24 protein-coding genes are annotated in these 19,335 nt (G+C 58.8%); 12 read left to right on the top strand and 12 right to left on the bottom strand.

Going from position 1 to position 19,335, the window contains the following annotated elements:
* The first annotated feature begins 98 nt into the window (after nt 1–98).
* The 8 genes from DBR02_RS06160 to citG are packed head-to-tail and all read left to right on the top strand — an operon-like array spanning nt 99 to nt 7,410.
* The gene (locus tag DBR02_RS06160; protein WP_022649371.1) at nt 99–1,460 is read left to right on the top strand and encodes a 2-hydroxycarboxylate transporter family protein; all 1,362 of its coding nucleotides are present in this window, start codon (nt 99–101) and stop codon (nt 1,458–1,460) included.
* A 17-nt stretch (nt 1,461–1,477) separates the two neighbouring features.
* Nucleotides 1,478–2,341 (top strand): fumarylacetoacetate hydrolase family protein, encoded by an 864-nt coding sequence (locus tag DBR02_RS06155; RefSeq protein ID WP_107533741.1) that lies wholly within the window; start codon nt 1,478–1,480, stop codon nt 2,339–2,341.
* 13 nt (nt 2,342–2,354) lie between these two features.
* Nucleotides 2,355–3,377 carry a [citrate (pro-3S)-lyase] ligase gene (gene citC, locus DBR02_RS06150; RefSeq protein ID WP_107533739.1) on the top strand — a complete coding sequence of 341 codons (1,023 nt, stop codon included), beginning with the start codon at nt 2,355–2,357 and terminating at the stop codon, nt 3,375–3,377.
* Between the two features lie 16 nt (nt 3,378–3,393).
* Nucleotides 3,394–3,687: a citrate lyase acyl carrier protein gene (citD, locus tag DBR02_RS06145; protein WP_107533737.1), complete on the top strand. Its 294-nt coding sequence runs from the start codon at nt 3,394–3,396 to the stop codon at nt 3,685–3,687.
* Nucleotides 3,684–4,559 (top strand): citrate (pro-3S)-lyase subunit beta, encoded by an 876-nt coding sequence (gene citE / locus DBR02_RS06140; RefSeq protein WP_063867814.1) that lies wholly within the window; start codon nt 3,684–3,686, stop codon nt 4,557–4,559. The genes citD and citE overlap by 4 nt, the downstream gene beginning before the upstream one ends.
* A gap of 10 nt (nt 4,560–4,569) precedes the next feature.
* Entirely contained in the window at nt 4,570–6,093 is a 1,524-nt protein-coding gene (citF, locus tag DBR02_RS06135) for a citrate lyase subunit alpha (protein WP_107533735.1), read from the top strand.
* Complete coding sequence (gene citX / locus DBR02_RS06130; RefSeq protein WP_107533734.1) at nt 6,090–6,629, top strand: citrate lyase holo-[acyl-carrier protein] synthase; 540 nt, start codon at nt 6,090–6,092, stop codon at nt 6,627–6,629. The genes citF and citX overlap by 4 nt, the downstream gene beginning before the upstream one ends.
* Entirely contained in the window at nt 6,607–7,410 is an 804-nt protein-coding gene (gene citG / locus DBR02_RS06125; protein ID WP_107533732.1) for a triphosphoribosyl-dephospho-CoA synthase CitG, read from the top strand. Before citX ends, citG begins: the two co-directional genes overlap by 23 nt.
* Before the next feature lie 79 nt (nt 7,411–7,489).
* Here the strand turns inward: citG and DBR02_RS06120 are convergent, their stop codons facing one another.
* The 4 genes from DBR02_RS06120 to mutY form a co-directional block, all read right to left on the bottom strand.
* Nucleotides 7,490–8,746, bottom strand: a complete 1,257-nt coding sequence (locus tag DBR02_RS06120) for a nucleoside permease (protein WP_107533730.1) — start codon at nt 8,744–8,746, stop codon at nt 7,490–7,492.
* A gap of 218 nt (nt 8,747–8,964) precedes the next feature.
* Nucleotides 8,965–10,041 carry a membrane-bound lytic murein transglycosylase MltC gene (gene mltC / locus DBR02_RS06115; RefSeq protein WP_063451224.1) on the bottom strand — a complete coding sequence of 359 codons (1,077 nt, stop codon included), beginning with the start codon at nt 10,039–10,041 and terminating at the stop codon, nt 8,965–8,967.
* Between the two features lie 124 nt (nt 10,042–10,165).
* Complete coding sequence (locus tag DBR02_RS06110; RefSeq protein WP_003862425.1) at nt 10,166–10,438, bottom strand: oxidative damage protection protein; 273 nt, start codon at nt 10,436–10,438, stop codon at nt 10,166–10,168.
* 26 nt (nt 10,439–10,464) lie between these two features.
* A complete protein-coding gene (gene mutY / locus DBR02_RS06105) occupies nt 10,465–11,517 on the bottom strand; it encodes an A/G-specific adenine glycosylase (protein ID WP_107535621.1) in 1,053 nt (350 codons plus the stop codon).
* 144 nt (nt 11,518–11,661) lie between these two features.
* Here mutY and trmB point away from each other — a divergent pair, with 144 nt between their 5' ends.
* Genes trmB through DBR02_RS06090 form a run of 3 tightly spaced genes read left to right on the top strand, consistent with a single transcriptional unit; the run spans nt 11,662 to nt 13,481 of the window.
* A complete protein-coding gene (trmB, locus tag DBR02_RS06100) occupies nt 11,662–12,381 on the top strand; it encodes a tRNA (guanosine(46)-N7)-methyltransferase TrmB (RefSeq protein WP_022649361.1) in 720 nt (239 codons plus the stop codon).
* On the top strand, nt 12,381–12,707 hold the full coding sequence (locus DBR02_RS06095; RefSeq protein ID WP_006178455.1) for a YggL family protein: 327 nt from the start codon (nt 12,381–12,383) through the stop codon (nt 12,705–12,707). The genes trmB and DBR02_RS06095 overlap by 1 nt, the downstream gene beginning before the upstream one ends.
* Nucleotides 12,708–12,764: 57 nt before the next feature.
* Nucleotides 12,765–13,481, top strand: coding sequence for a DUF2884 domain-containing protein (locus tag DBR02_RS06090; RefSeq protein ID WP_107533729.1), 717 nt, complete (start codon nt 12,765–12,767; stop codon nt 13,479–13,481).
* 83 nt (nt 13,482–13,564) lie between these two features.
* Here DBR02_RS06090 and DBR02_RS06085 read toward each other — a convergent pair whose 3' ends face one another.
* The 6 genes from DBR02_RS06085 to DBR02_RS06060 form a co-directional block, all read right to left on the bottom strand.
* Nucleotides 13,565–13,903, bottom strand: coding sequence for an endonuclease domain-containing protein (locus DBR02_RS06085; RefSeq protein WP_063451228.1), 339 nt, complete (start codon nt 13,901–13,903; stop codon nt 13,565–13,567).
* 63 nt (nt 13,904–13,966) lie between these two features.
* Nucleotides 13,967–15,109, bottom strand: a complete 1,143-nt coding sequence (hemW, locus tag DBR02_RS06080; RefSeq protein WP_063867827.1) for a radical SAM family heme chaperone HemW — start codon at nt 15,107–15,109, stop codon at nt 13,967–13,969.
* On the bottom strand, nt 15,102–15,695 hold the full coding sequence (locus tag DBR02_RS06075; protein ID WP_107533727.1) for an XTP/dITP diphosphatase: 594 nt from the start codon (nt 15,693–15,695) through the stop codon (nt 15,102–15,104). The genes hemW and DBR02_RS06075 overlap by 8 nt, the downstream gene beginning before the upstream one ends.
* Before the next feature lie 3 nt (nt 15,696–15,698).
* On the bottom strand, nt 15,699–15,995 hold the full coding sequence (gene yggU / locus DBR02_RS06070; protein ID WP_003860023.1) for a DUF167 family protein YggU: 297 nt from the start codon (nt 15,993–15,995) through the stop codon (nt 15,699–15,701).
* Nucleotides 15,992–16,558, bottom strand: a complete 567-nt coding sequence (locus DBR02_RS06065; protein ID WP_107533725.1) for a YggT family protein — start codon at nt 16,556–16,558, stop codon at nt 15,992–15,994. The genes yggU and DBR02_RS06065 overlap by 4 nt, the downstream gene beginning before the upstream one ends.
* A 21-nt stretch (nt 16,559–16,579) precedes the next feature.
* Complete coding sequence (locus DBR02_RS06060; protein ID WP_063867830.1) at nt 16,580–17,281, bottom strand: YggS family pyridoxal phosphate-dependent enzyme; 702 nt, start codon at nt 17,279–17,281, stop codon at nt 16,580–16,582.
* 17 nt (nt 17,282–17,298) lie between these two features.
* Between DBR02_RS06060 and DBR02_RS06055 the strand changes: the two genes are divergently transcribed.
* Nucleotides 17,299–18,279: a type IV pilus twitching motility protein PilT gene (locus DBR02_RS06055; protein WP_107533723.1), complete on the top strand. Its 981-nt coding sequence runs from the start codon at nt 17,299–17,301 to the stop codon at nt 18,277–18,279.
* Between the two features lie 10 nt (nt 18,280–18,289).
* On the opposite strand, the gene ruvX is transcribed toward DBR02_RS06055, so the two are convergent.
* Together ruvX and DBR02_RS06045 are read right to left on the bottom strand one after the other, a co-directional pair.
* Nucleotides 18,290–18,706 carry a Holliday junction resolvase RuvX gene (gene ruvX / locus DBR02_RS06050; protein ID WP_107533721.1) on the bottom strand — a complete coding sequence of 139 codons (417 nt, stop codon included), beginning with the start codon at nt 18,704–18,706 and terminating at the stop codon, nt 18,290–18,292.
* On the bottom strand, nt 18,706–19,266 hold the full coding sequence (locus tag DBR02_RS06045) for a YqgE/AlgH family protein (protein ID WP_022649353.1): 561 nt from the start codon (nt 19,264–19,266) through the stop codon (nt 18,706–18,708). The genes ruvX and DBR02_RS06045 overlap by 1 nt, the downstream gene beginning before the upstream one ends.
* Between the last annotated feature and the right edge of the window lie 69 nt (nt 19,267–19,335).

Below are 19,335 nucleotides of genomic sequence, written 5' to 3'. Positions count from 1 at the left end.
AGCGGCCATTAAAACTTCGCCTTTAATATGTCATCCCTCACATAAAGTAAGCCTTTGTGACTCTAAGCTGAACGCACAAAATAACTAAGGGGCTTATTATGAGCACAACTGACGATTCATTCTCTGTTACCCACGACCCGATTGATATTCAGCGGCCCTCCCTCAAGGAGCGCTGGTGGCATATTATGGATACCTGGAAAATCGGCATTATTCCTTTGCCGCTGTTCGTTCTGGCGGGCGCGCTGATTGCGATTGATTGTCTGGGCGGAAAGCTGCCGAGCGACATCGTGGTCATGGTGGCCACGCTGGCCTTCTTCGGCTTTGCCTGCGGCGAATTTGGCAAACGCCTGCCGATTGTCGGCAAGCTCGGCGCGGCGGCGATTTGCGCCACCTTTATCCCTTCCGCGCTGGTCTACTACGGTCTGCTGCCGGACGTGGTGGTGGAATCCACGACCAAATTCTACAAATCCACCAACATTCTCTACCTCTATATCTGCTGCATTATCGTCGGCAGCATCATGAGCATGAACCGCACCGTGCTGATCCAGGGCTTCCTGCGCATCTTCTTCCCGATGCTGTGCGGTGAAATCGTCGGCATGATTGTTGGCATGGGCGTGGGGCTGGCGCTGGGCCTTGAGCCGTTCCAGATCTTCTTCTTTATCATTCTGCCGATCATGGCGGGCGGCGTCGGGGAAGGGGCGATCCCGCTCTCCATCGGCTATGCCACCCTGCTGCATATGGACCAGGGCGTGGCGCTTGGCCGCGTGCTGCCGATGGTGATGCTCGGCGGTCTGACGGCGATCATTATTTCCGGCTGCCTCAACCAGCTCGGGAAACGCTACCCGCACCTGACCGGCGAAGGCCAGCTGATGCCCAACCGCGCGAATGCGGATGCCACCGTCTCTCAGCCTGCGTTCTCCGGTAAAGCGGACGTGACCACTATCGCCTCCGGCGCGCTGCTGGCGGTGCTGCTGTACATGCTGGGCATGCTCGGCCACAAGCTGATTGGCCTGCCTGCGCCCGTTGGCATGCTGTTTATGGCGGTGCTGGTGAAGCTCTGCAACGGCGCCTCTCCGCGTCTGCTGGAGGGTTCCCAGGTGGTGTACAAATTCTTCCAGACCTCCGTGACCTATCCAATCCTGTTCGCCGTTGGCGTGGCAATTACCCCGTGGCACGAGCTGGTCGCGGCGTTCACCGTCAGCAACCTGCTGGTGATTATCAGCACCGTGTCTGCGCTGGTGGCGACCGGATTTTTCGTCGGCAAAAAAATCGGTATGCACCCGATTGATGTCGCCATCGTCTCCTGCTGCCAGAGTGGACAGGGCGGTACCGGCGACGTGGCGATCCTGACCGCAGGCAACCGCATGAGCCTGATGCCCTTCGCCCAGATTGCTACCCGTATCGGCGGCGCGATTAACGTCTCTGTCTCACTGCTGATTCTGGGCAACTTCCTCGTCTAAGTATTCAGGAAAAAACAATGAAACTCGCAAGCTTTTTATACCAGGGAAAACGCAGCTACGGCATCGTTCAGGCCGAGGGCGTGATTGATTTAGGCCGCCGCCTGGGCGACCGCTACGGCGACCTTAAAGCGCTGTTGCAGGGGAACGGTCTGGCGCAGGCCACCCGTTTTCTGAACGACGCGGTGGACGTGCCGCTGAGCGCCATCACCTTCTTGCCGGTGATCGTGCAGCCGGAAAAAATCCTCTGCGTGGGCATGAACTACGCCGACAAGCGCAAGGAGTTTGACCAACACAACCCGGCCCCGACGCTGTTTGTCCGCTTCCCGGATTCACAGACCGGCCACAACGAGCCGGTGCTGAAGCCGCGCCACTCCAGCGAATTCGATTACGAAGGCGAGCTGGCGGTGATTATCGGTAAGGGTGGGGAGAACATCAGCCGCGATGACGCCCTGCGCCACGTGGCGGGCTACAGCTGCTACATGGACGGCTCCGCCCGCGACTGGCAGCACACCTGGTTCACCGCCGGTAAAAACTGGCGTCAGACCGGCGCGTTTGGCCCCTGGATGGCGACGGCGGATGAGATCCCGGACCCGCACAGCCTGGCGATCCGCACCTGGCTTAACGGCCGCATGGTGCAGGAGGACAACACCAGCAGCATGATCCACAAGGTCGCGGAGCTCATCGAATACATCAGCACCTTCACCCGCCTCAGCCCGGGCGATGTGATCATTACCGGCTCTCCTGGCGGCGTGGGTAAAAAGCGTAACCCGCCGCTGTTTATGAAGGAGGGGGATCGCATTGAGGTGGAGATCGAGCATATCGGTCATCTGAGCAACGTGATCGTGGAAGCGCCAGCCGTCGGGCTTGCGGCGGCACACTGAGTAAGGCGGCAGCATGCAATCGCAATCCATTGATTTTCGCCATACCATTGTGGCGAAACACCCGGAACGCTTAAGCCAGATCCGCTACCTGCTGGCAGACAGCGGCCTTGGCCTGGACAACGACATCACGCTGTTTGTTGAAGCCTGGTCCGGCGCGCAGCTGGTGGGTTGCGCAGGGCTGGCTGCCAACGTCATCAAGTGTGTGGCGGTCAACGAGCCGCTTCGTGGGGAAAACCTCAGCGCGCGGCTGCTGGCAGAGGTAGAGAATGCAGCGCTGGAGCGCGGTCATTTTCACCTCTTCCTCTGCACCCGTCCGTGCAATAAGGAGCGCTTTGGCCGCAGCGGCTTCTGGCCGATTGCCCAGAGCGGGAACAACGCGGTGCTGATGGAGAACACTCCGCAGGGGATCGCGCGCTACTGCCGTACCTTAAGCCGGATGCGAAAGGGCGGGGAGAAAACTGGCGCGATTGTGATGAACGCCAATCCGTTCACCCTCGGCCACCGTCATCTGGTGGAGCAGGCGGCGGCGCAGTGCGATGCCCTGCATCTGTTTGTGGTGCGTGAAGACGCCTCGTTCTTCCCGTTCAGCGCGCGCCTTGAGATGGTGCGCGCGGGCGTGGCGCATCTGCCGAACGTGGTGGTGCATGAAGGCTCGCAGTACATCATCTCGCGCGCCACGTTTCCGGCCTACTTTCTCAAAGAGACCGGTAAAGTGCAGCAGGCGTGGAGCGAGATCGACGTGCTGATCTTCCGGGACTTCATCGCCCCGGCGCTCGGCATCACGCACCGCTTTATCGGCTCGGAGCCGTTCTGCGATATCACCCGCCAGTACAACCAGACGCTGCACGATCTGCTGGCCTCGCATATCGAGGTGGTGGAGATGCCGCGCATCAAGGCCACCGGCAACGCCATTTCGGCGTCCGAAGTGCGCCGTTTACTCAAGACACAGCAGTTTTCCCGGATCCGGGAGATCGTCCCGGACTCCACCTTCGCGCATCTCGAAGCGCATTATCGCGCGAGTGCGGAAGTCGCATAACTATCAGGAATTTATCATGAATATTGTAAGGGAGGCGCTGGCCGGAACGCAGGAGTCCAGCGACCTGATGGTGAAAATCGCCCCCGCTCACGGCGAGCTGGAGATTGTCATCCACAGTGAAGTGATTAAGCAGTTTGGCGAGCACATTCGCCAGGTGGTCGACGACACGCTGCGCGCCATGAACGTGCATCAGGGATTAATCATTATTGAAGACAAAGGGGCGCTGGACTGTGCAATCCGCGCCCGCCTGCAAAGCGCGCTTCTGCGTGCTGCCGATGAACAGGCCATCAACTGGGAGGCGCTGAAATGAGTAAACTCCGCCGCAGTATGCTGTTCCTGCCGGGCGCCAATGCCGCCATGCTCTCCACCGCGTTTATCTACCGGCCAGACGCCATCATGTTCGATCTTGAAGATGCAGTGGCCCTGCGCGAGAAAGATACCGCACGCATGCTGGTGTTCCACGCGTTGCAGCACCCGATGTATCAGGATATCGAAACCGTGGTGCGCATAAACCCGCTGAGCACGCCGTTTGGCCTGCTGGATCTGGAAGCCGCCGTGCATGCGGGCGTGGACGTGATCCGCCTGCCGAAAACCGACACGCCGGATGATATCTACGAGCTGGAAGGCCACCTTGAGCGTATCGAAAAGGAGTGCGGGCGCGAGGTGGGTTCTACCCGCGTGATGGCAGCGATTGAATCGGCTATTGGCGTCATCAATGCCGTGGCGATTGCCCGCAGCTCGCCGCGCCTGATCGGCATTGCGCTGGCGGCCTTTGACTACGTAATGGACATGCAGACCGAGCGCGGCGACGGCACCGAGCTGTTTTATGCCCGCTGCGCGGTGCTGCACGCGGCACGCGCTGCCGGCATCGACGCCTTCGACGTGGTGTGGTCAGACGTTAACGACGAAGCCGGGTTCCTGCGCGAGGTCGACCTGATCCGCAAGATGGGCTTTAACGGCAAATCGCTGATTAACCCGCGCCAGATTGACCTGCTGCACAACGCCTACGCCCCGACGCAGGAAGAGGTGGAGCACGCCAAAAGGGTGATTGAAGCGGCAGAAGAGGGCGAGCGTAACGGCCTGGGCGTGGTCTCGCTCAACGGCAAAATGGTCGACGCCCCGATTATTAACCACGCGCAGGTGGTGCTGGAGCGCGCGGCGGCTTCCGGCGTGCGTCGGTAAGGATGACAAAATGAATCAGACAGAACTTCTCCACGTGAACTTCCCCCATCTGCGGGACCTGAAACCCTTTGATACCGCCCACAGCGCGACGCCCTGGCTGGCGGACAGCGACGCGAAGCACAACCGCAAGCTCTGTGCCTCCCTCGAAGAAGCCGTAGCGCGCAGCGGCTTGCAGGACGGAATGACCATCTCCTTCCACCATGCCTTTCGCGAAGGCGACCGGGTGATCAACACCGTTGTGGCGCTACTGGCGCGGATGGGATTTAAAAATTTGACCCTGGCCTCCAGCTCGCTGATGACCTGCAACGACGCGCTGATCGAGCATATCGAAAGCGGCGTAATTACCCGGATTTACACCTCCGGCATGCGCGGCAGGCTGGCGGACGCCATCTCCCACGGGCTGATGGACGAGCCGGTACAGATTCACTCCCACGGTGGGCGCGTGAAGCTGCTTCAGGACGGCGAGCTTAATATCGACGTGGCGTTTCTCGGCGTGCCGTGCAGCGATGCGTTTGGCAACGCCAACGGCACGCAGGGCAAATCGTGCTGCGGTTCGCTGGGCTACGCCATGGTGGACGCGCACTTTGCCCGCAAGGTGGTGCTGCTGACCGAAGAACTGGTGCCGTTCCCGAATATGCCCGCCAGCCTGGGGCAGGACCAGGTGGACTACGTCGTGCAGGTGGAGAGCGTGGGCGACCCGGCGAAAATCAGCGTCGGCGCGGCGCGTGTCACCAGCAACCCGCGCGAGCTGATGATCGCCCGCTATGCGGCGGACGTGATTGAGCACTCCGGCTATTTCAAACCGGGCTTCTCGATGCAGACCGGCTCCGGCGCGGCGGCCACCGCCTGCACCCGTTTTATGGAAGAGAAGATGGAGCGCAGCGGCGTGAAGGCCCGCTTCGCGCTCGGCGGCATCACCGGCAGCCTGGTGGATCTGCACGAGAAGGGGCTTATCGAAAAGCTGCTCGACACCCAGTGCTTTGACGGCCAGGCGGCGGCTTCGCTGGCGCGCAATCCGAACCACGTTGAGATCTCCACCAACGTCTACGCCAACCCCGGCAGCAAGGCGGCAAGCTGCGATCAGCTCGACGTGGTGATCCTCAGCGCGCTGGAAATTGACGTTGATTTTAACGTTAACGTCATCACCGGCTCCGACGGCGTGATGCGTGGCGCATCCGGCGGGCACTGCGACGTGGCGGCGGCAGCCAACCTGACCATCGTCGTCGCGCCGCTGCTGCGCAGCCGCATTCCGACGGTGGTCAAGCGCGTTACCACGCGCCTCACGCCGGGAGAGAGCATCGACGTGCTGGTCACCGACCACGGCATTGCGGTCAACCCGGCGCGCCCGGAGATCCGCGAGCGGCTGCTGGAATCCGGGCTCAAAGTTGTGGATATCAGCGCGCTTTACGAGCGGGCGATTTCCCTGACCGGTGTACCGAAACCGATTGAATTTACCGACAAAATCGTCGGCGTCATCCGCTACCGCGACGGCAGCGTGATCGACACCGTGCGACAGGTGAAGGAGTCAGTATGATTTCAGCGACACCCGTGCGGACGGGTGTCAGCCTGGACGAACTGCTGGCGGCGAAAGATTGCCGCGCGGCGCGCCAGGCCGACATGCTCACGCACTATCAACAACCGGTGATTTCCCTCACGCTGGTCACGCCCGGGGACATTAAAGACAGCCTGCGCTATCGCAACACCATGGGCGTGGCGCTCCAGATGTGCGACCAGCTGCTGTGGGAGAACCGCTGGCAGGTGCTGGACCGTCAGGTGCTGTGGCTGCCCACCGGCCCGGAAGCCTTGTGGTGCGTCGCCCATCCGGCGGCGGAAATCAAAGCGCACTGTGCGGAACTGGAGCAGACGCACCCGCTCGGCAGGCTGTGGGACCTGGATGTCATCTGTCCTCAGAACGGCCACGTCGGGCGCCAGTCGCTGGGGGCAAACCTCAGGCGCTGCCTGATCTGCGACGAGCCCGCGCATGCCTGCTCCCGTTCGCGGCGCCATCCCGTTGAGCAGGTAGTTTCCCGCGTGGAGAAGACGATCGATGACTGGTTTGCTCGCGACTAAACCGCGCCCGACTGATGTGCCCGCGCTTGCCGAAGCGGCGCTGTGGCAAGAGCTGGAGCTGACGCCCAAGCCTGGGCTGGTGGACACGCTCAATAGCGGTTCCCACCGCGATATGGATCATGCGCTGTTTGTCCGCAGCATTACGGCGATTACGCCGTGGTTTGTCCGTTTTGCGGAGCTGGGCGAGGCACATGCGGACAAGCCAGCCGCTCAGCAGCTGCGGATTATCCGCCCGATGGGGATGGCCTGCGAACAGGCGATGTACGTCGCGACGGACGGGGTAAACACCCATAAGGGGGGCATTTTTGCCCTCGGTTTGCTCTGCTTCGCTGCCGGGCGTGTGAAAAATGTCTCCGCCGGCAGCCTCTGTTGTGAGGTAAGTAACATTTGTCGTGGGGTGGTGGCGCGTGAGCTCGTCGGGCGCAGCGGGCGGGCAACGGCGGGCGAGCGGCAGTTTCAGCTGTACGGTCTCACCGGCGCGCGCGGCGAGGCAGAAAGCGGCTTCAGCACGGTGCGTAACGCGCTGAAGCAGTGGAAGGGGAATTCCCTTCATGACCTGTTGTTACGCCTGATGGCCATCAACCAGGACAGCAATCTGGTGTCGCGCGGCGGTATGAAGGGGCTGCGCTACGTACAACGTTACGCGCGGGAACTGCTGGCGAACGGCTGGGATCGCGATGCGTTGCTGAGGATGGATAAGGCACTGATTGAACGCAACCTGAGTCCGGGCGGCAGCGCGGATTTGCTGTCGGTGGGGTGGGTGCTGTCTGCCATAAAATAGCCGGGTCGCGGCTACGCCTTACCCGGCCTACGGTCTGGTTTTGTAGGCCCGGTAAGCGCAGCGCCACCGGGCACAACAATTAATGCGCGATCGGCTGCGCGCCGTGCGGTTCGCGAACGTGCTTGTACTTGAACAGCGCGAGGAACGCGAAGAACAGCACCAGCGAATACGCCGCGAAGATCAGCCACACCGGCTGCCAGTCGGTAATGCCGTTGGTGGTGTACATCTCAACCACTTTACCGCTCACCACGCCGCCCAGAATACAGCCGAAGCCGTTGGTCATCATCAGGAACATGCCCTGCGCGCTGGCGCGGATTTCAGGCTTCACCTCTTTTTCCACAAACACCGAACCGGAAATGTTGAAGAAGTCGAAGGCGCAGCCGTAAACAATCATCGACAGAACCAGCAGCACGGTGCCGAACGCGCTCGGGTCGCCGTAGGCGAACAGGCCGAAGCGCAGCATCCACGCGGCGATGCTGATCAGCATGACGTTCTTGATGCCGTAGCGGCGCAGGAAGAACGGGATGGTCAGGATGAACAGCGTCTCGGAGATCTGCGAGATAGACATCATCACCGACGCGTGCTCAACGATAAAGCTCCCGGCAAACAGCGGATCGTTATCGAAGCTGTGCAGGAAGGTGTTGCCGAACATGTTGGTGATTTGCAGCTCCGCGCCCAGCAGCATGGAGAAGATAAAGAAGATCGCCATGCGCTTGTTTTTGAACAGGGCGAAGGCGTCCAGGCCAAGCATGGTGCTCCAGCTCTGGTTTTTCTGCTGGTTAGACACTGGAATGGTTGGCAGCGTCAGGGTGAACAGCGCCAGCAGTACGGAGAGCGCAGCACCAATATACAGCTGCATGTGGCTCAGCTCGAAGCCCGCGAAGCTCACGCCCCACATCGCCATGATAAAGCCGATGGTGCCCCAGATACGGATTGGCGGGAAGTCGGTGACGATATCCAGACCGGCAGATTTCAGGCGATAGTAGGAGATGGAGTTGATCAGCCCAAGCGTTGGCATATACGCCAGCGAGTTAAGCAGGATCACCATAAACATCGCCCCCGGCGTGGTCACTTCGGCCGCCATAAACAGCGTCCCCGCACCCACCAGATGGCAAAGCATATACAGCCATTTCGCACTTAACCATTTATCCGCCACGATACCGAGCAGCGTTGGCATGAAAACAGCCGCAATACCCAGCGAGCTGTAGACGGCACCGATTGACGCACCATCAAACTTGAGCGTCACAAACATATAGGAGCCGAGTGTAGTCAGCCAGCTACCCCACAGGCAGAACTGCAGAAACGACAAGATTTTAAGCTGCAGCTTAAGGTTCATGTTACTTTCCTCACAAGTGAGCGGGAGATATGTTGTTATAGGAACATTCAGGGTTGTTATTTGATGCAATTCTATCAGCAGGCGAGGTTATGTTTTGTTACCTCCCGCAAAAAAATGCAATCAACATTAATTTGCAGTCTGGATTGTGATGCAAATAGCATTTTCGTATGGATGGAGAGAAGCAGAACACCTTCTCCTTACAGGAGAAGGTGTGTTGATTAGCGGCGACGATAGTTTTTCTGCGCCGTATTCACCTTATACAGATAGCGGCGGGATTCCGCAGACGGGTGGCGGGTGGTGAGGGTAGCGTACACGTCCCCCGGCGCCATGCTGTTGATGATATTCGCAGCCTGCACCTTGTCGTTCGAGAAGACGCGCAGCACGCTGCCCGCCCCGCCGTTGTAGGCGGTGATCACCGCATAGCGACGTGACGTTGGGTTATCAATTCCGCCGAGATAGACATTGTTCAGCATCGCCAGATAGGCCGTGCCGGTATCAATGTTGCTTTGCGGATCGAACAGGTAGCTGCGGCTCGGCGTGCCGGATTTCCCCTGCGAGCGGAACACGTCTTTACCGGCGCTGTGCTGCACAACCTGCATCAGCCCCAGCGCGTCGGAACGGCTCACCGCGTAGGGGTTGAACGAGGATTCGGTCTGCATAATCGCCAGGATCAGCGACTCGTCCACGCCATACTTACGCGACGCCTGACGCACCATGCCCAGATACTTATGCGCACGCTTGTCGAGGTGGTTCGGCACCAGGTTAATGGTCACGCTGTAAATCACCTTCAGGCCGTTGGTGCGGCTTTTCAGGCGGGTTTGCAGCAGGTAGTCGGCGAATTTTGTGGCGCGGCCTTCCCAGCGGATCGGCTGACCGGTCTGGTCTACGACCTGGCCATACAGGAACGGCTCTTTGGAGATGGTAATGTCATCGGCATCAGAGTAGAGGTCAATAGATCCCGGATCGTCGCCCATCAGCAGGGTCTTGATGATGGCCTGACGTAAATGCGCCGCAGGTTCAGTTCCCGCGATGGTTTCAACCGTAATCGTACCGTCATCGAAGTTGATGTGGCTACGGGTCTGATAGGCGTCGGTGTACTTAACGTAGTCCTTCGGTCCGGCGATCAGGACTTCGTTAAATCCCCATATATTTTCGATGTTGTGGGCAAACTGCCCCATCAAAATGTCAAAACCGTTGGTGTCCTTAACCCAGGCTTCGTTATAGCTATCGCCCTTTTTGGAAGAACAAGACACAAGCAACGGCGCAACAAGTGCTAGCGCTAAAAGTTTTTTCATCATTCCGGGAGTGCGTGTTGTGTTTGCTTAGTCGTTGCTTTCGCCGGGTGGCGCTGCGCTTAGCCGGCCTACAAAACCGTAGGCCCGTGCAAGCAAAGCGCCGCCGGGCAACAGCCGCAGAGTATTATTTTTCCGGTGGCGTATAGCCTTCGATGTGGACGTCTTTGCCCTCGAACAGGAAGTTCACCATCTCCTGCTCCAGCAGCTTGCGGTGCTCCGGGTTCATCATGCTGAGCTTTTTCTCGTTGATCAGCATGGTCTGTTTTTTCTGCCACTGTCCCCAGGCTTCTTTGGAGATCTCGTTATAGATGCGCTTACCCAGGTCGCCCGGGTAGAGCTGGAAATCCTGGCCTTCAGCGTCGCGCTGTAGGAAAGTACAAAAAATGGTTCTGGCCATACTCATTCCTCTTTGTGTTGCCGATGCTAAACCATTGCACCGACACGTAATTGCTGTAACAGGCGCTCCACGGGAGCCGCCAGCCCGACTGATGGCGGTTGCGCTAAGTTATACCAGAGAGCGGTGCCTTCATCCATGCAGGAGGTGAACGAGGACACGGGAAGCCACATAGGCACAATATCCAGATGGAAATGGCTGAAGGTATGGCGGAACGCGTTCAGCTGCGTCAGGGTATCTGCCGCAATGCCGCGCTGTTCAAGCCATTCCCGAAGCGAGGCTTCATCTTCAAACTGTGGGAAGCAGTATAGACCACCCCACAGGCCGCTCGGTGGGCGCTGGGCGAGGAAGACGTCGTCGCCGTGCTGCATCAGCAGCATATAGCCGGTGCGCTCCGGCAGCGTCTGTTTGGGTTTCTTACCCGGATACTGCGCCCATGACTGGTTGGCATACGCCACGCAGAGGTTGTTCACCGGGCAGAGTTCGCACTTCGGTTTTGAGCGCGTGCAGACCATCGCGCCGAGATCCATCATCGCCTGGTTAAAACGCTCCACCCCTTTCGCCGGAGTGACCGCTTCAGCGATCTCCCACAGGCGTTTTTCAACGTCTTTCTTACCCGGCCAGCCGTCAACGGCGTAGCAGCGTGCGAGCACGCGCTTCACGTTGCCGTCGAGGATCGGGAAATGCTTGCCTAATGAAAGGGAGAGGATCGCGCCTGCGGTTGAACGCCCGACGCCGGGTAAGTCCGCCACCTCGTCGAAGGTTTCCGGGAATTTACCGTTGTGGCGCGTGGCGACCTGCTGCGCGGCCTTATGCAGGTTGCGCGCGCGGGCGTAATAGCCCAGCCCGGTCCACAGGTGCAGCACTTCGTCCAGCGGCGCGTTTGCCAGGTCGGTGACCGTCGGGAAGCGCGCCATAAAACGCTCGAAGTAAGGGATCACGGTGGCGACCTGCGTTTGTTGCAACATCACCTCGGAGAGCCATACTTTGTAGGGCGTTTTTTCAATTTGCCAGGGCAGGGTTTTACGCCCGTATTTGTCGTACCAGTCCAGCACCTGGGCTGAAAATTGAGAGGCTTGCATGGTCATCGATTCGCATAATCAGGGACGCAGATTGCAGCACAGCGTCAATCTGCTGTAAACCGGATCTTTCCCATGCTTGCATAGAAGCCTTAACTTTGGATAATGCCCGTTTCCCGAACACTCTCACAAGCAGACAACTCTTTTATGAAAAACGACGTCATTTCACCGGAATTTGATGAAAACGGTCGCCCGCTGCGCCGTATTCGCAGCTTTGTCCGCCGTCAGGGCCGCCTGACAAAAGGGCAGCAACACGCGCTGGACAACTACTGGCCGGTGATGGGCGTTGAGTTCAGCGAGCAGCCGCTCGACTTTACCGAGCTGTTTGGCCGCGACGCGCCCGTCACGCTGGAGATCGGGTTTGGTATGGGCACCTCGCTGGTCACAATGGCGAAAGCGCGCCCGGAGCAGAACTTCCTCGGCATTGAAGTACACTCACCGGGCGTCGGCGCGTGCCTGGCAACGGCCCACGAAGAGGGCGTTGAGAACCTGCGCGTGATGTGTCACGACGCGGTGGAAGTGCTGCACAAAATGATTCCTGACAATTCTTTGAACATGGTTCAGCTCTTTTTCCCTGACCCATGGCACAAAGCGCGTCATAATAAACGCCGTATCGTTCAGGCACCGTTTGCCGAGCTGGTGAAAAGTAAGCTCAAGCTGGGCGGCGTTTTCCACATGGCGACCGACTGGGAACCTTATGCGGAACATATGCTGGAAGTGATGTCGTCGCTGGACGGGTATAAAAACCAGTCCGAGAGCAACGACTACGTACCGCGTCCGGATTCACGTCCGGTGACAAAATTTGAACAGCGTGGCCATCGTCTTGGTCACGGCGTATGGGACTTAATGTTCGAGAGGGTGAAATAATGGCAAAGAATCGTAGCCGTCGTCTGCGTAAAAAGATGCACATCGAAGAATTCCAGGAAGTGGGCTTCTCCGTTGCCTGGCGTTTCCCTGAAGGCACCAGCGTTGAGCAGATCGATCAGGACGTTGATGCGTTCATCAACGAGGTCATCGAGCCAAACAAGCTGGCCTTCGACGGTAGCGGCTATCTGGCGTGGGAAGGTCTGATCTGCACCCAGGAAGTGGGTAAATGCACCGAAGAACATCAGGCGCTGGTACGCAAATGGCTTGAAGACCACAAGATGGAAGATGTCCGCGTGAGCGAACTTTTCGACGTTTGGTGGGACTAATAAAGCAGGTACGGGGCCAGCATTAGCTGGCCCATTTTGTCTGAGGGAGTGTTAAAGATGCGCAAAACGTTGCTGGCTGTTGCTTTACTGGCAATCGGATCCACCGCCCATGCGGAATATAAATGTAGCGTCACCCCGCGCGATGACGTGGTGTTGAGTCCGCAAACCGTGCAGGTTAAGGGCGAGAATGGCAATCTGGTGATTACGCCGGATGGCAACGTGACCTTTAACGGCAAACCGCAAAACCTGACGGCCGCCCAGCGCGAGCAGGCGATGGACTACCAGGCCGAGCTGCGCACCGCGCTACCGTGGATCAACAACGGCGCGCTGACCCGCGTTGAAAAGAGCCGCGTGGCGCTGGATAAAATCATCACTAAAGAGGTGGGGGAGAGCAGCAATATGCGTACCCGCCTGACCAAGCTGGATAAACAGCTGAAAGAGCAGATGAACCGTATTATCGAGACGCGCTCTGATGGCCTGACGTTCCACTATAAGGCGATCGATCAGGTGCGTGCCGACGGTCAGCAGCTGGTGAACCAGGCGATGGGCGGCATTCTCCAGGACAGCATTAACGAGATGGGCGCCCAGGCGGTGCTGAAGGGCGGTGGTAACCCGTTGCAGGGCGTACTGGGTAGCCTGGGCGGACTGCAAACCTCGATTCAGAACGAGTGGAAGAATCAGGAAGCTGATTTCCAGCAGTTCGGCAAAGACGTGTGTAAGCGCGTGGTGTCGCTGGAAGATAGCCGAAAAGCGCTGGTGGGGACGTTGAAGTAACGCCTCTGCGCGCAGGGCCCCTCACCCCGGCCCTCTCCCCAAGGGAGAGGGAGTAACCAGTTCCCTCTCCCTGTGGGAGAGGGTTAGGGTGAGGGCATCAGGCATTGCAATCGTTGCAGAATTGCCATCAGCAGCTCCTCCTCATTAGCCCTGAATTCATGATTCCAGAACCGTACGACTTCCCAGCCGTTCGCATTCAAAAACTCGGTGCGACGAGAGTCATAGGCCTCTTTATCCTGATGTTGCCCCCCGTCCAGCTCAACAATGAGCTTCGCCTTAAAGCAGGCAAAATCCACAATGTACGGCCCAACCGGCATCTGTCGGCGAAACTTATACCCAAAGAAGCGGCGACCTCTGAGCAGATACCAGAGGCGTAATTCTTCGGGTGTCATTTGTTTGCGGAGTTGTTTTGATTTTTCCATCCCCACTCTCTGCCAGCCTTTCCCTCAGCCGGCAGAACGGGATGCAAAATCCTGAATCAGCCTTCAGGATCCTTCAGCGAGGAACAACTCAAGAAGGGAGTTTAAGAACAGCTTACCGTGCTCGGTGATCTGCCAGTAATCATCACATTCCGTCAGATACCCCTGCGCCAGCGCCTCGTCAATCTGCGGGCGAATCGCTGATTCCGGTAACCCGGTATAACGCGAAAACTCGGCGCGCGGCGCGGCTTCCAGCAGACGGAAGCGGTTCATAAAGAACTCAAATGGCTTGTCCGCCGCCTCGACGTCGTGCTGACGCTCCAGGTAGCGGCCTTCCATAAATCCGCGCGGATGACGCGTTTTGGCGGTACGCAGAATGCGACCATCCGGGAAGGTCACTTTGCCGTGAGCGCCGCAGCCAATCCCCAGATAATCACCAAAACGCCAGTAGTTCAGGTTGTGCTGACACTGATAGCCCGGCTTCGCATACGCCGAGGTTTCATATTGCTGATACCCTGCCGCGGTTAACAGCCTGTGACCCTGCTCGAAGATATCCCACAGCGCGTCGTCGTCCGGCAGCACCGGAGGGCGGGAGCCAAACAGCGTGTTCGGCTCAATGGTGAGCTGATACCACGACAGATGCGGCGGGTTCAGTTCAATCGCCTGACGCAAATCGTCCAGCGCCTCTTCCAGCGACTGGTCCGGCAGGCCGTGCATCAAGTCGAGGTTAAAGCTGCGCAGCCCAAGCCCCGTCGCCAGGTTCGCCGCCCGCTTTGCCTCTTCCGGGCCGTGAATGCGCCCCAGACGCTTCAGCTTCGGCTCGCTAAAGCTCTGCACCCCGATGGAGATACGGTTTACGCCCGCGCGCTGATACTCGACAAAACGGTCGGCCTCAACGGTGCCGGGGTTGGCTTCCATCGTAATTTCAGCATCCGCCGCCAGGTTCAGGCGCGCACGCACGCCGTCCAGCAGCGTCTGCATCGCCGGGCCAGAGAGCAGGCTCGGCGTACCGCCACCAATGAAAATGGTCTTTACCTCACGTCCCTGCGCGTACGGTACATCGGCATCCAGATCGGCCAGCAGATGTGCGACGTAATCATCGTGCGGCACTTCGCCCTTCAGCGCGTGCGAGTTGAAATCACAGTACGGGCATTTCTGCACGCACCACGGGATATGAATATAAAGACTAAGAGGCGGCAAATTAGCCATTACGTAACGCTTCCAGTAACAGTTTCAGCGCGCGACCACGGTGGGAGATCGCGCTTTTTTCTTCGCGGGTCAGTTCCGCAGCGGTTTTGCCCTCGGTCGGGACAAAGAAAATCGGGTCGTAGCCAAAGCCGTCGTTGCCCGCCGCTTTACGGGTAATCACGCCCGGCCAGCTGCCGTGACAGACGATCGGCGTTGGGTCTTCCGCATGACGCATGTAGACCAGCACGCAGTGGAACTGCGCGGTACGCTGTTCGTCGGGAACGTCCTTCAGGGCCACGAGCAGCTTTTCCAGATTCTGCTGGTCGGTGGCGTCCACCCCGGAATAGCGGGCGGAGTAAATCCCCGGCGCACCGCCGAGAAAATCTACGGCCAGACCGGAGTCATCGGCAATCGCGGGCAGCCCCGTGATCTGCGCGGCGTGGCGCGCTTTCAGAATGGCGTTTTCGATAAACGTCAGGCCCGTCTCTTCGGCGGAATCCACGCCCAGCTCGGTCTGAGCCACCACGTCCAGCCCAAAATCATTTAATAGCGAGGCCAGCTCGCGCACTTTACCGGCGTTACCGGTGGCGAGAACAACTTTCTGCATGGTTTAGTCCTGTTCTGTCAGAGCCGCGACTTCCGTCGGGATAGATTGCGGATTAAGGATTTTTACCTGTTTATGGCGGCCAAGTTCACCTTTCTCAATGATGACCTGGCTTTTAGCGACGCGAAACTGTTTAGCCAGGTATTTGGTCAGATGCGCATTCGCCTGGCCGTCAACCGGCGGGGCGGTGATGGCGACTTTTAACTCGTCGCCATGCAGCCCAACAATGCTGTCGCGGCTGGCTTTCGGCTGAATGTACAGCCGTAAAACCAGCCCGTCGGCGCAGGGGCTAACTGCACTCATAACGCCATCCACAGCCCCGGCAGCAGCATATTGCCCGTCGCCTGCAACAGTTCCGCGATACCCATATTCAGCACGTACAGCAGCAGAACGAGGAGCATCGGGGAGAAGTCGATCCCGCCCATGGCAGGCAGCAGGCTACGAATCGGACGCAGCAGCGGTTCCGTCAGCTGAACCAACGCGTATTCCACCGGGCTACGGCCCCGGCTTACCCAGCTCATGATCGCCATCACCAGCAGGACCCAGAAGATCAGCAGGCCGACGGTTTTCACGAGGATCAGAACGGCTGAAATCCAGATAATCGGCTGGAAAGTAATGACCATAAACAGCACGATCGCTTTGATAACGCTCAGAATAAACGCCATCAGCAGGGATGAACTGTCTATCGGCCCCATTGCCGGAATGATGCGGCGAAGCGGCCCCACAACGGGCTGCGTGATTTTCACGATAAATTGTGAGAATGGATTGTAAAAATCACAACGGGCCCACTGCATCCAGACGCGCAGCAGCAGCGCCATCGTATACAGTTCAATGACCGTTGAGAGCAGGAAAGTCAACGTCTTCATGGCGTTCCTCAGTTTTCCTTATTATTGGGTGTAATCGCGCGCACCGAAAATAGCCGTGCCGATGCGCACCATGGTGCTGCCTGCCGCGATGGCGGCTTCCATATCGTCCGACATGCCCAGAGAAAGCGTGTCTACCGTGTCATAGCGCGCTTTAAGCGCCTCAAATGCTACAGCCATTTGCTGTGCCACGGCAAACTGCCTTTCATAACTTGACTCTGGCGCCGGAATTGCCATCAGCCCGCGCAGGGTTAAGCGCGGCAGCGCCGCCACCTCAGCCGCCAGCGCATCAAGCTCGCTCAGCGTAATGCCGGACTTGCTGTTTTCATCACTGATGTTGATTTGAATCAGCACGTTAAGCGCTGGCATCTCTGCCGGGCGCTGGTCGCTCAGACGGGTGGCGATGCGCAGACGATCGATGGTGTGGCACCAGTCGAAGTGCTCTGCTACCAGTCGACTTTTGTTCGACTGTAGCGGGCCGATAAAGTGCCATTGCAGGTCCGTATTGCCCTGTTCCCGGAAAGCGCGAATCTTATCCACCCCTTCCTGCACATAGTTTTCGCCGAAGGCGCGATGGCCGGCGGCAATCGCTTCTGCGATGGCGCTCGCAGGCTTGGTTTTGCTGACTGCAAGCAACGTAATTTCTTCTGAAGCACGGCCGCAACGCGTTGCAGCGGCTGAGATTTTGTCCCGGACCTGTGCCAGGTTATGCGCAATGTCGTTCATTTTCCGAGGAGTAGTCTATGGATGTGGAAGAAATTGTGGCCCTTAGTGTAAAGCATAACGTCTCCGATCTACACCTGTGCAGTGATTCGCCACCGCGCTGGCGCAGGTTAGGCCGGCTTGAACCGGCGCCGTTTCCGCCCCCGGATGTGGAGGGATTAATAAAAGCGTGGCTCAACGACGAACAGCAGGGCACATGGTGGGCAAACGGGCAGGTGGATTTTGCCGTTACCCTCGCAGGCGGTCAGCGGCTGCGCGGCAGTGCGTTTAAGCATATGCACGGCGCTTCGATCGCGCTGCGGCTGTTGCCGATGACGTGCCCGCAGCTCTCTGCATTGGGCGTGCCGCGAGCGATCCCGGCGCTGTTGACCCATGACAATGGCCTGATTCTGGTCACCGGCGCCACCGGCAGCGGAAAATCGACCACCCTGGCCGCGATGGTCGATTTCCTCAATCACCAGACGGACGGGCATATTCTGACCCTGGAAGATCCGGTGGAGTTTATGTACCAGAGCGAACGTTGCCTGATCCAGCAGCGCGAGATAGGCCAGCACAGCCCGTCCTTTGCCGAGGCCCTGCGCAGCGCCCTACGTGAAGATCCGGATGTGATTCTGCTTGGCGAGCTGCGCGACAGCGAGACGATACGCCTGGCGCTGACGGCGGCTGAGACCGGTCATCTGGTTTTAGCCACGCTGCACACGCGCGGGGCGGCGCAGGCCATTGAGCGCCTGGTCGATACCTTCCCGGCACAGGAAAAAGATCCGGTGCGCAATCAGCTGGCGGGAAGCCTGCGCGCGGTGCTGGCGCAGAAGCTGCGTCAGGATCTCCAGGGCGGGCGCGTGGCGCTGTACGAATTACTGGTGAACACGTCTGCGGCGGCGAACCTGATCCGCGAAGGCAAAACCTGGCAACTTCCGGGCATTATCCAAACGGGGCAGCAGGCGGGGATGCAGAACTTTGAGCAGAGTCTGGCAGAGCGGCGGGCGCAGGGGCGGCTGTAGGCCCCGGCGCTCAGTAACCTTGTTCGAAAAAGCTTTCGAGGATAATGACGGCAGAAGCAGAATCCACGCTGCCTTTGTTCAGCGCCCGGAAGCCGCCGTGCTCGAACAGGCCAGCGCGCGCTTCAACGGTGCTCAGACGTTCATCGTGCAGCTTAACGGAGACGCCAAAGCGGCCATGGATTTTGTTCGCGAACTTGCGCGCGCGGGCGGTAAGCGGTTGCTCGGTGCCGTCCATGTTCAGCGGCAGGCCGACAATCACGTCGTCCGGCTGCCACTCCTTGAGCAGGCGCTCAATAAGGTTCCAGTCCGGCGTGCCGTCGTTAGCTTTCAGCGCCGTGAGGGGGCGGGCGGTGCCGGTGATCCGTTGACCCACGGCGACGCCGATGCTTTTGGTGCCGAAGTCGAAGGCGAGAAGGGTGCCGCTCATTACGCGTGCCCCGCAACGCCAGGCATGGTCAGAATATCAATGCCAATCAGCTTCGCCGCGTCGCGCCAGCGATCGGCAATAGGGGTTTTAAACAGGATATTCATATCCGCAGGGGCTGTGAGCCAGGCGTTGTCCAGAATTTCTTGTTCCAGCTGCCCTTTTTCCCAGGAGGCGTAGCCGAGCGCAACCAGCACTTCAGAAGGCTGATTTGCCGTGCCCAGCGTTTCGAGCACATCGCGCGACGTCGTGACGACGGTGTTATCGGAGATACGAATACTGGACGAGAAAACCGGCGGGGTATGCAGGATAAAGCCACGATCTTCTGCAAGCGGGCCGCCCAGCATCACCGGTTTATCGAGACGGATCTCCGGCAGTCGCGCTTCAGCGGGGATTTTCAGCTTGTCCAGAATCCCTTCAACCTGAAGGTTTTCCAGCGGCTTGTTGATGATAATCCCCATCGCGCCGTCTTCGTTGTATTCACAAATGTACACCACGGCGCGGCGGAAAATCGGATCCTGGAGAGCAGGCATGGCAATAAGAAAGTGATGCTGTAAATTCATTGTCAGAGGTACTGTTTCCTGGTTTAAAAAGCGACAGCGCCCAGTATGGGGATAAACACAGGCGCTGTC

It is taken from the genome of Enterobacter cloacae complex sp. (assembly GCF_900322725.1).
GTDB classification, from domain to species: Bacteria; Pseudomonadota; Gammaproteobacteria; order Enterobacterales; family Enterobacteriaceae; genus Enterobacter; species Enterobacter quasihormaechei.
This window is presented reverse-complemented; position numbering and strand designations above follow the sequence as displayed.

Excerpts from the sequence above, each read along its gene's own strand:
- DBR02_RS06155 (WP_107533741.1), top strand. The coding sequence starts at position 1,478 with ATGAAACTCGCAAGCTTTTTATACCAGGGAAAACGCAGCTACGGCATC.
- DBR02_RS06120 (WP_107533730.1), bottom strand. The coding sequence starts at position 8,746 with ATGAACCTTAAGCTGCAGCTTAAAATCTTGTCGTTTCTGCAGTTCTGC.
- DBR02_RS06065 (WP_107533725.1), bottom strand. The coding sequence starts at position 16,558 with ATGAAGACGTTGACTTTCCTGCTCTCAACGGTCATTGAACTGTATACG.
- DBR02_RS06045 (WP_022649353.1), bottom strand. The coding sequence starts at position 19,266 with ATGAATTTACAGCATCACTTTCTTATTGCCATGCCTGCTCTCCAGGAT.
- DBR02_RS06060 (WP_063867830.1), bottom strand. The coding sequence starts at position 17,281 with ATGAACGACATTGCGCATAACCTGGCACAGGTCCGGGACAAAATCTCA.
- mltC (WP_063451224.1), bottom strand. The coding sequence starts at position 10,041 with ATGAAAAAACTTTTAGCGCTAGCACTTGTTGCGCCGTTGCTTGTGTCT.
- DBR02_RS06160 (WP_022649371.1), top strand. The coding sequence starts at position 99 with ATGAGCACAACTGACGATTCATTCTCTGTTACCCACGACCCGATTGAT.
- citC (WP_107533739.1), top strand. The coding sequence starts at position 2,355 with ATGCAATCGCAATCCATTGATTTTCGCCATACCATTGTGGCGAAACAC.
- yggU (WP_003860023.1), bottom strand. The coding sequence starts at position 15,995 with ATGAGTGCAGTTAGCCCCTGCGCCGACGGGCTGGTTTTACGGCTGTAC.
- citF (WP_107533735.1), top strand. The coding sequence starts at position 4,570 with ATGAATCAGACAGAACTTCTCCACGTGAACTTCCCCCATCTGCGGGAC.
- ruvX (WP_107533721.1), bottom strand. The coding sequence starts at position 18,706 with ATGAGCGGCACCCTTCTCGCCTTCGACTTCGGCACCAAAAGCATCGGC.
- DBR02_RS06090 (WP_107533729.1), top strand. The coding sequence starts at position 12,765 with ATGCGCAAAACGTTGCTGGCTGTTGCTTTACTGGCAATCGGATCCACC.
- mutY (WP_107535621.1), bottom strand. The coding sequence starts at position 11,517 with ATGCAAGCCTCTCAATTTTCAGCCCAGGTGCTGGACTGGTACGACAAA.
- trmB (WP_022649361.1), top strand. The coding sequence starts at position 11,662 with ATGAAAAACGACGTCATTTCACCGGAATTTGATGAAAACGGTCGCCCG.
- DBR02_RS06095 (WP_006178455.1), top strand. The coding sequence starts at position 12,381 with ATGGCAAAGAATCGTAGCCGTCGTCTGCGTAAAAAGATGCACATCGAA.
- citE (WP_063867814.1), top strand. The coding sequence starts at position 3,684 with ATGAGTAAACTCCGCCGCAGTATGCTGTTCCTGCCGGGCGCCAATGCC.
- citD (WP_107533737.1), top strand. The coding sequence starts at position 3,394 with ATGAATATTGTAAGGGAGGCGCTGGCCGGAACGCAGGAGTCCAGCGAC.
- DBR02_RS06085 (WP_063451228.1), bottom strand. The coding sequence starts at position 13,903 with ATGGAAAAATCAAAACAACTCCGCAAACAAATGACACCCGAAGAATTA.
- DBR02_RS06055 (WP_107533723.1), top strand. The coding sequence starts at position 17,299 with ATGGATGTGGAAGAAATTGTGGCCCTTAGTGTAAAGCATAACGTCTCC.
- DBR02_RS06075 (WP_107533727.1), bottom strand. The coding sequence starts at position 15,695 with ATGCAGAAAGTTGTTCTCGCCACCGGTAACGCCGGTAAAGTGCGCGAG.
- citX (WP_107533734.1), top strand. The coding sequence starts at position 6,090 with ATGATTTCAGCGACACCCGTGCGGACGGGTGTCAGCCTGGACGAACTG.
- citG (WP_107533732.1), top strand. The coding sequence starts at position 6,607 with ATGACTGGTTTGCTCGCGACTAAACCGCGCCCGACTGATGTGCCCGCG.
- DBR02_RS06110 (WP_003862425.1), bottom strand. The coding sequence starts at position 10,438 with ATGGCCAGAACCATTTTTTGTACTTTCCTACAGCGCGACGCTGAAGGC.
- hemW (WP_063867827.1), bottom strand. The coding sequence starts at position 15,109 with ATGGCTAATTTGCCGCCTCTTAGTCTTTATATTCATATCCCGTGGTGC.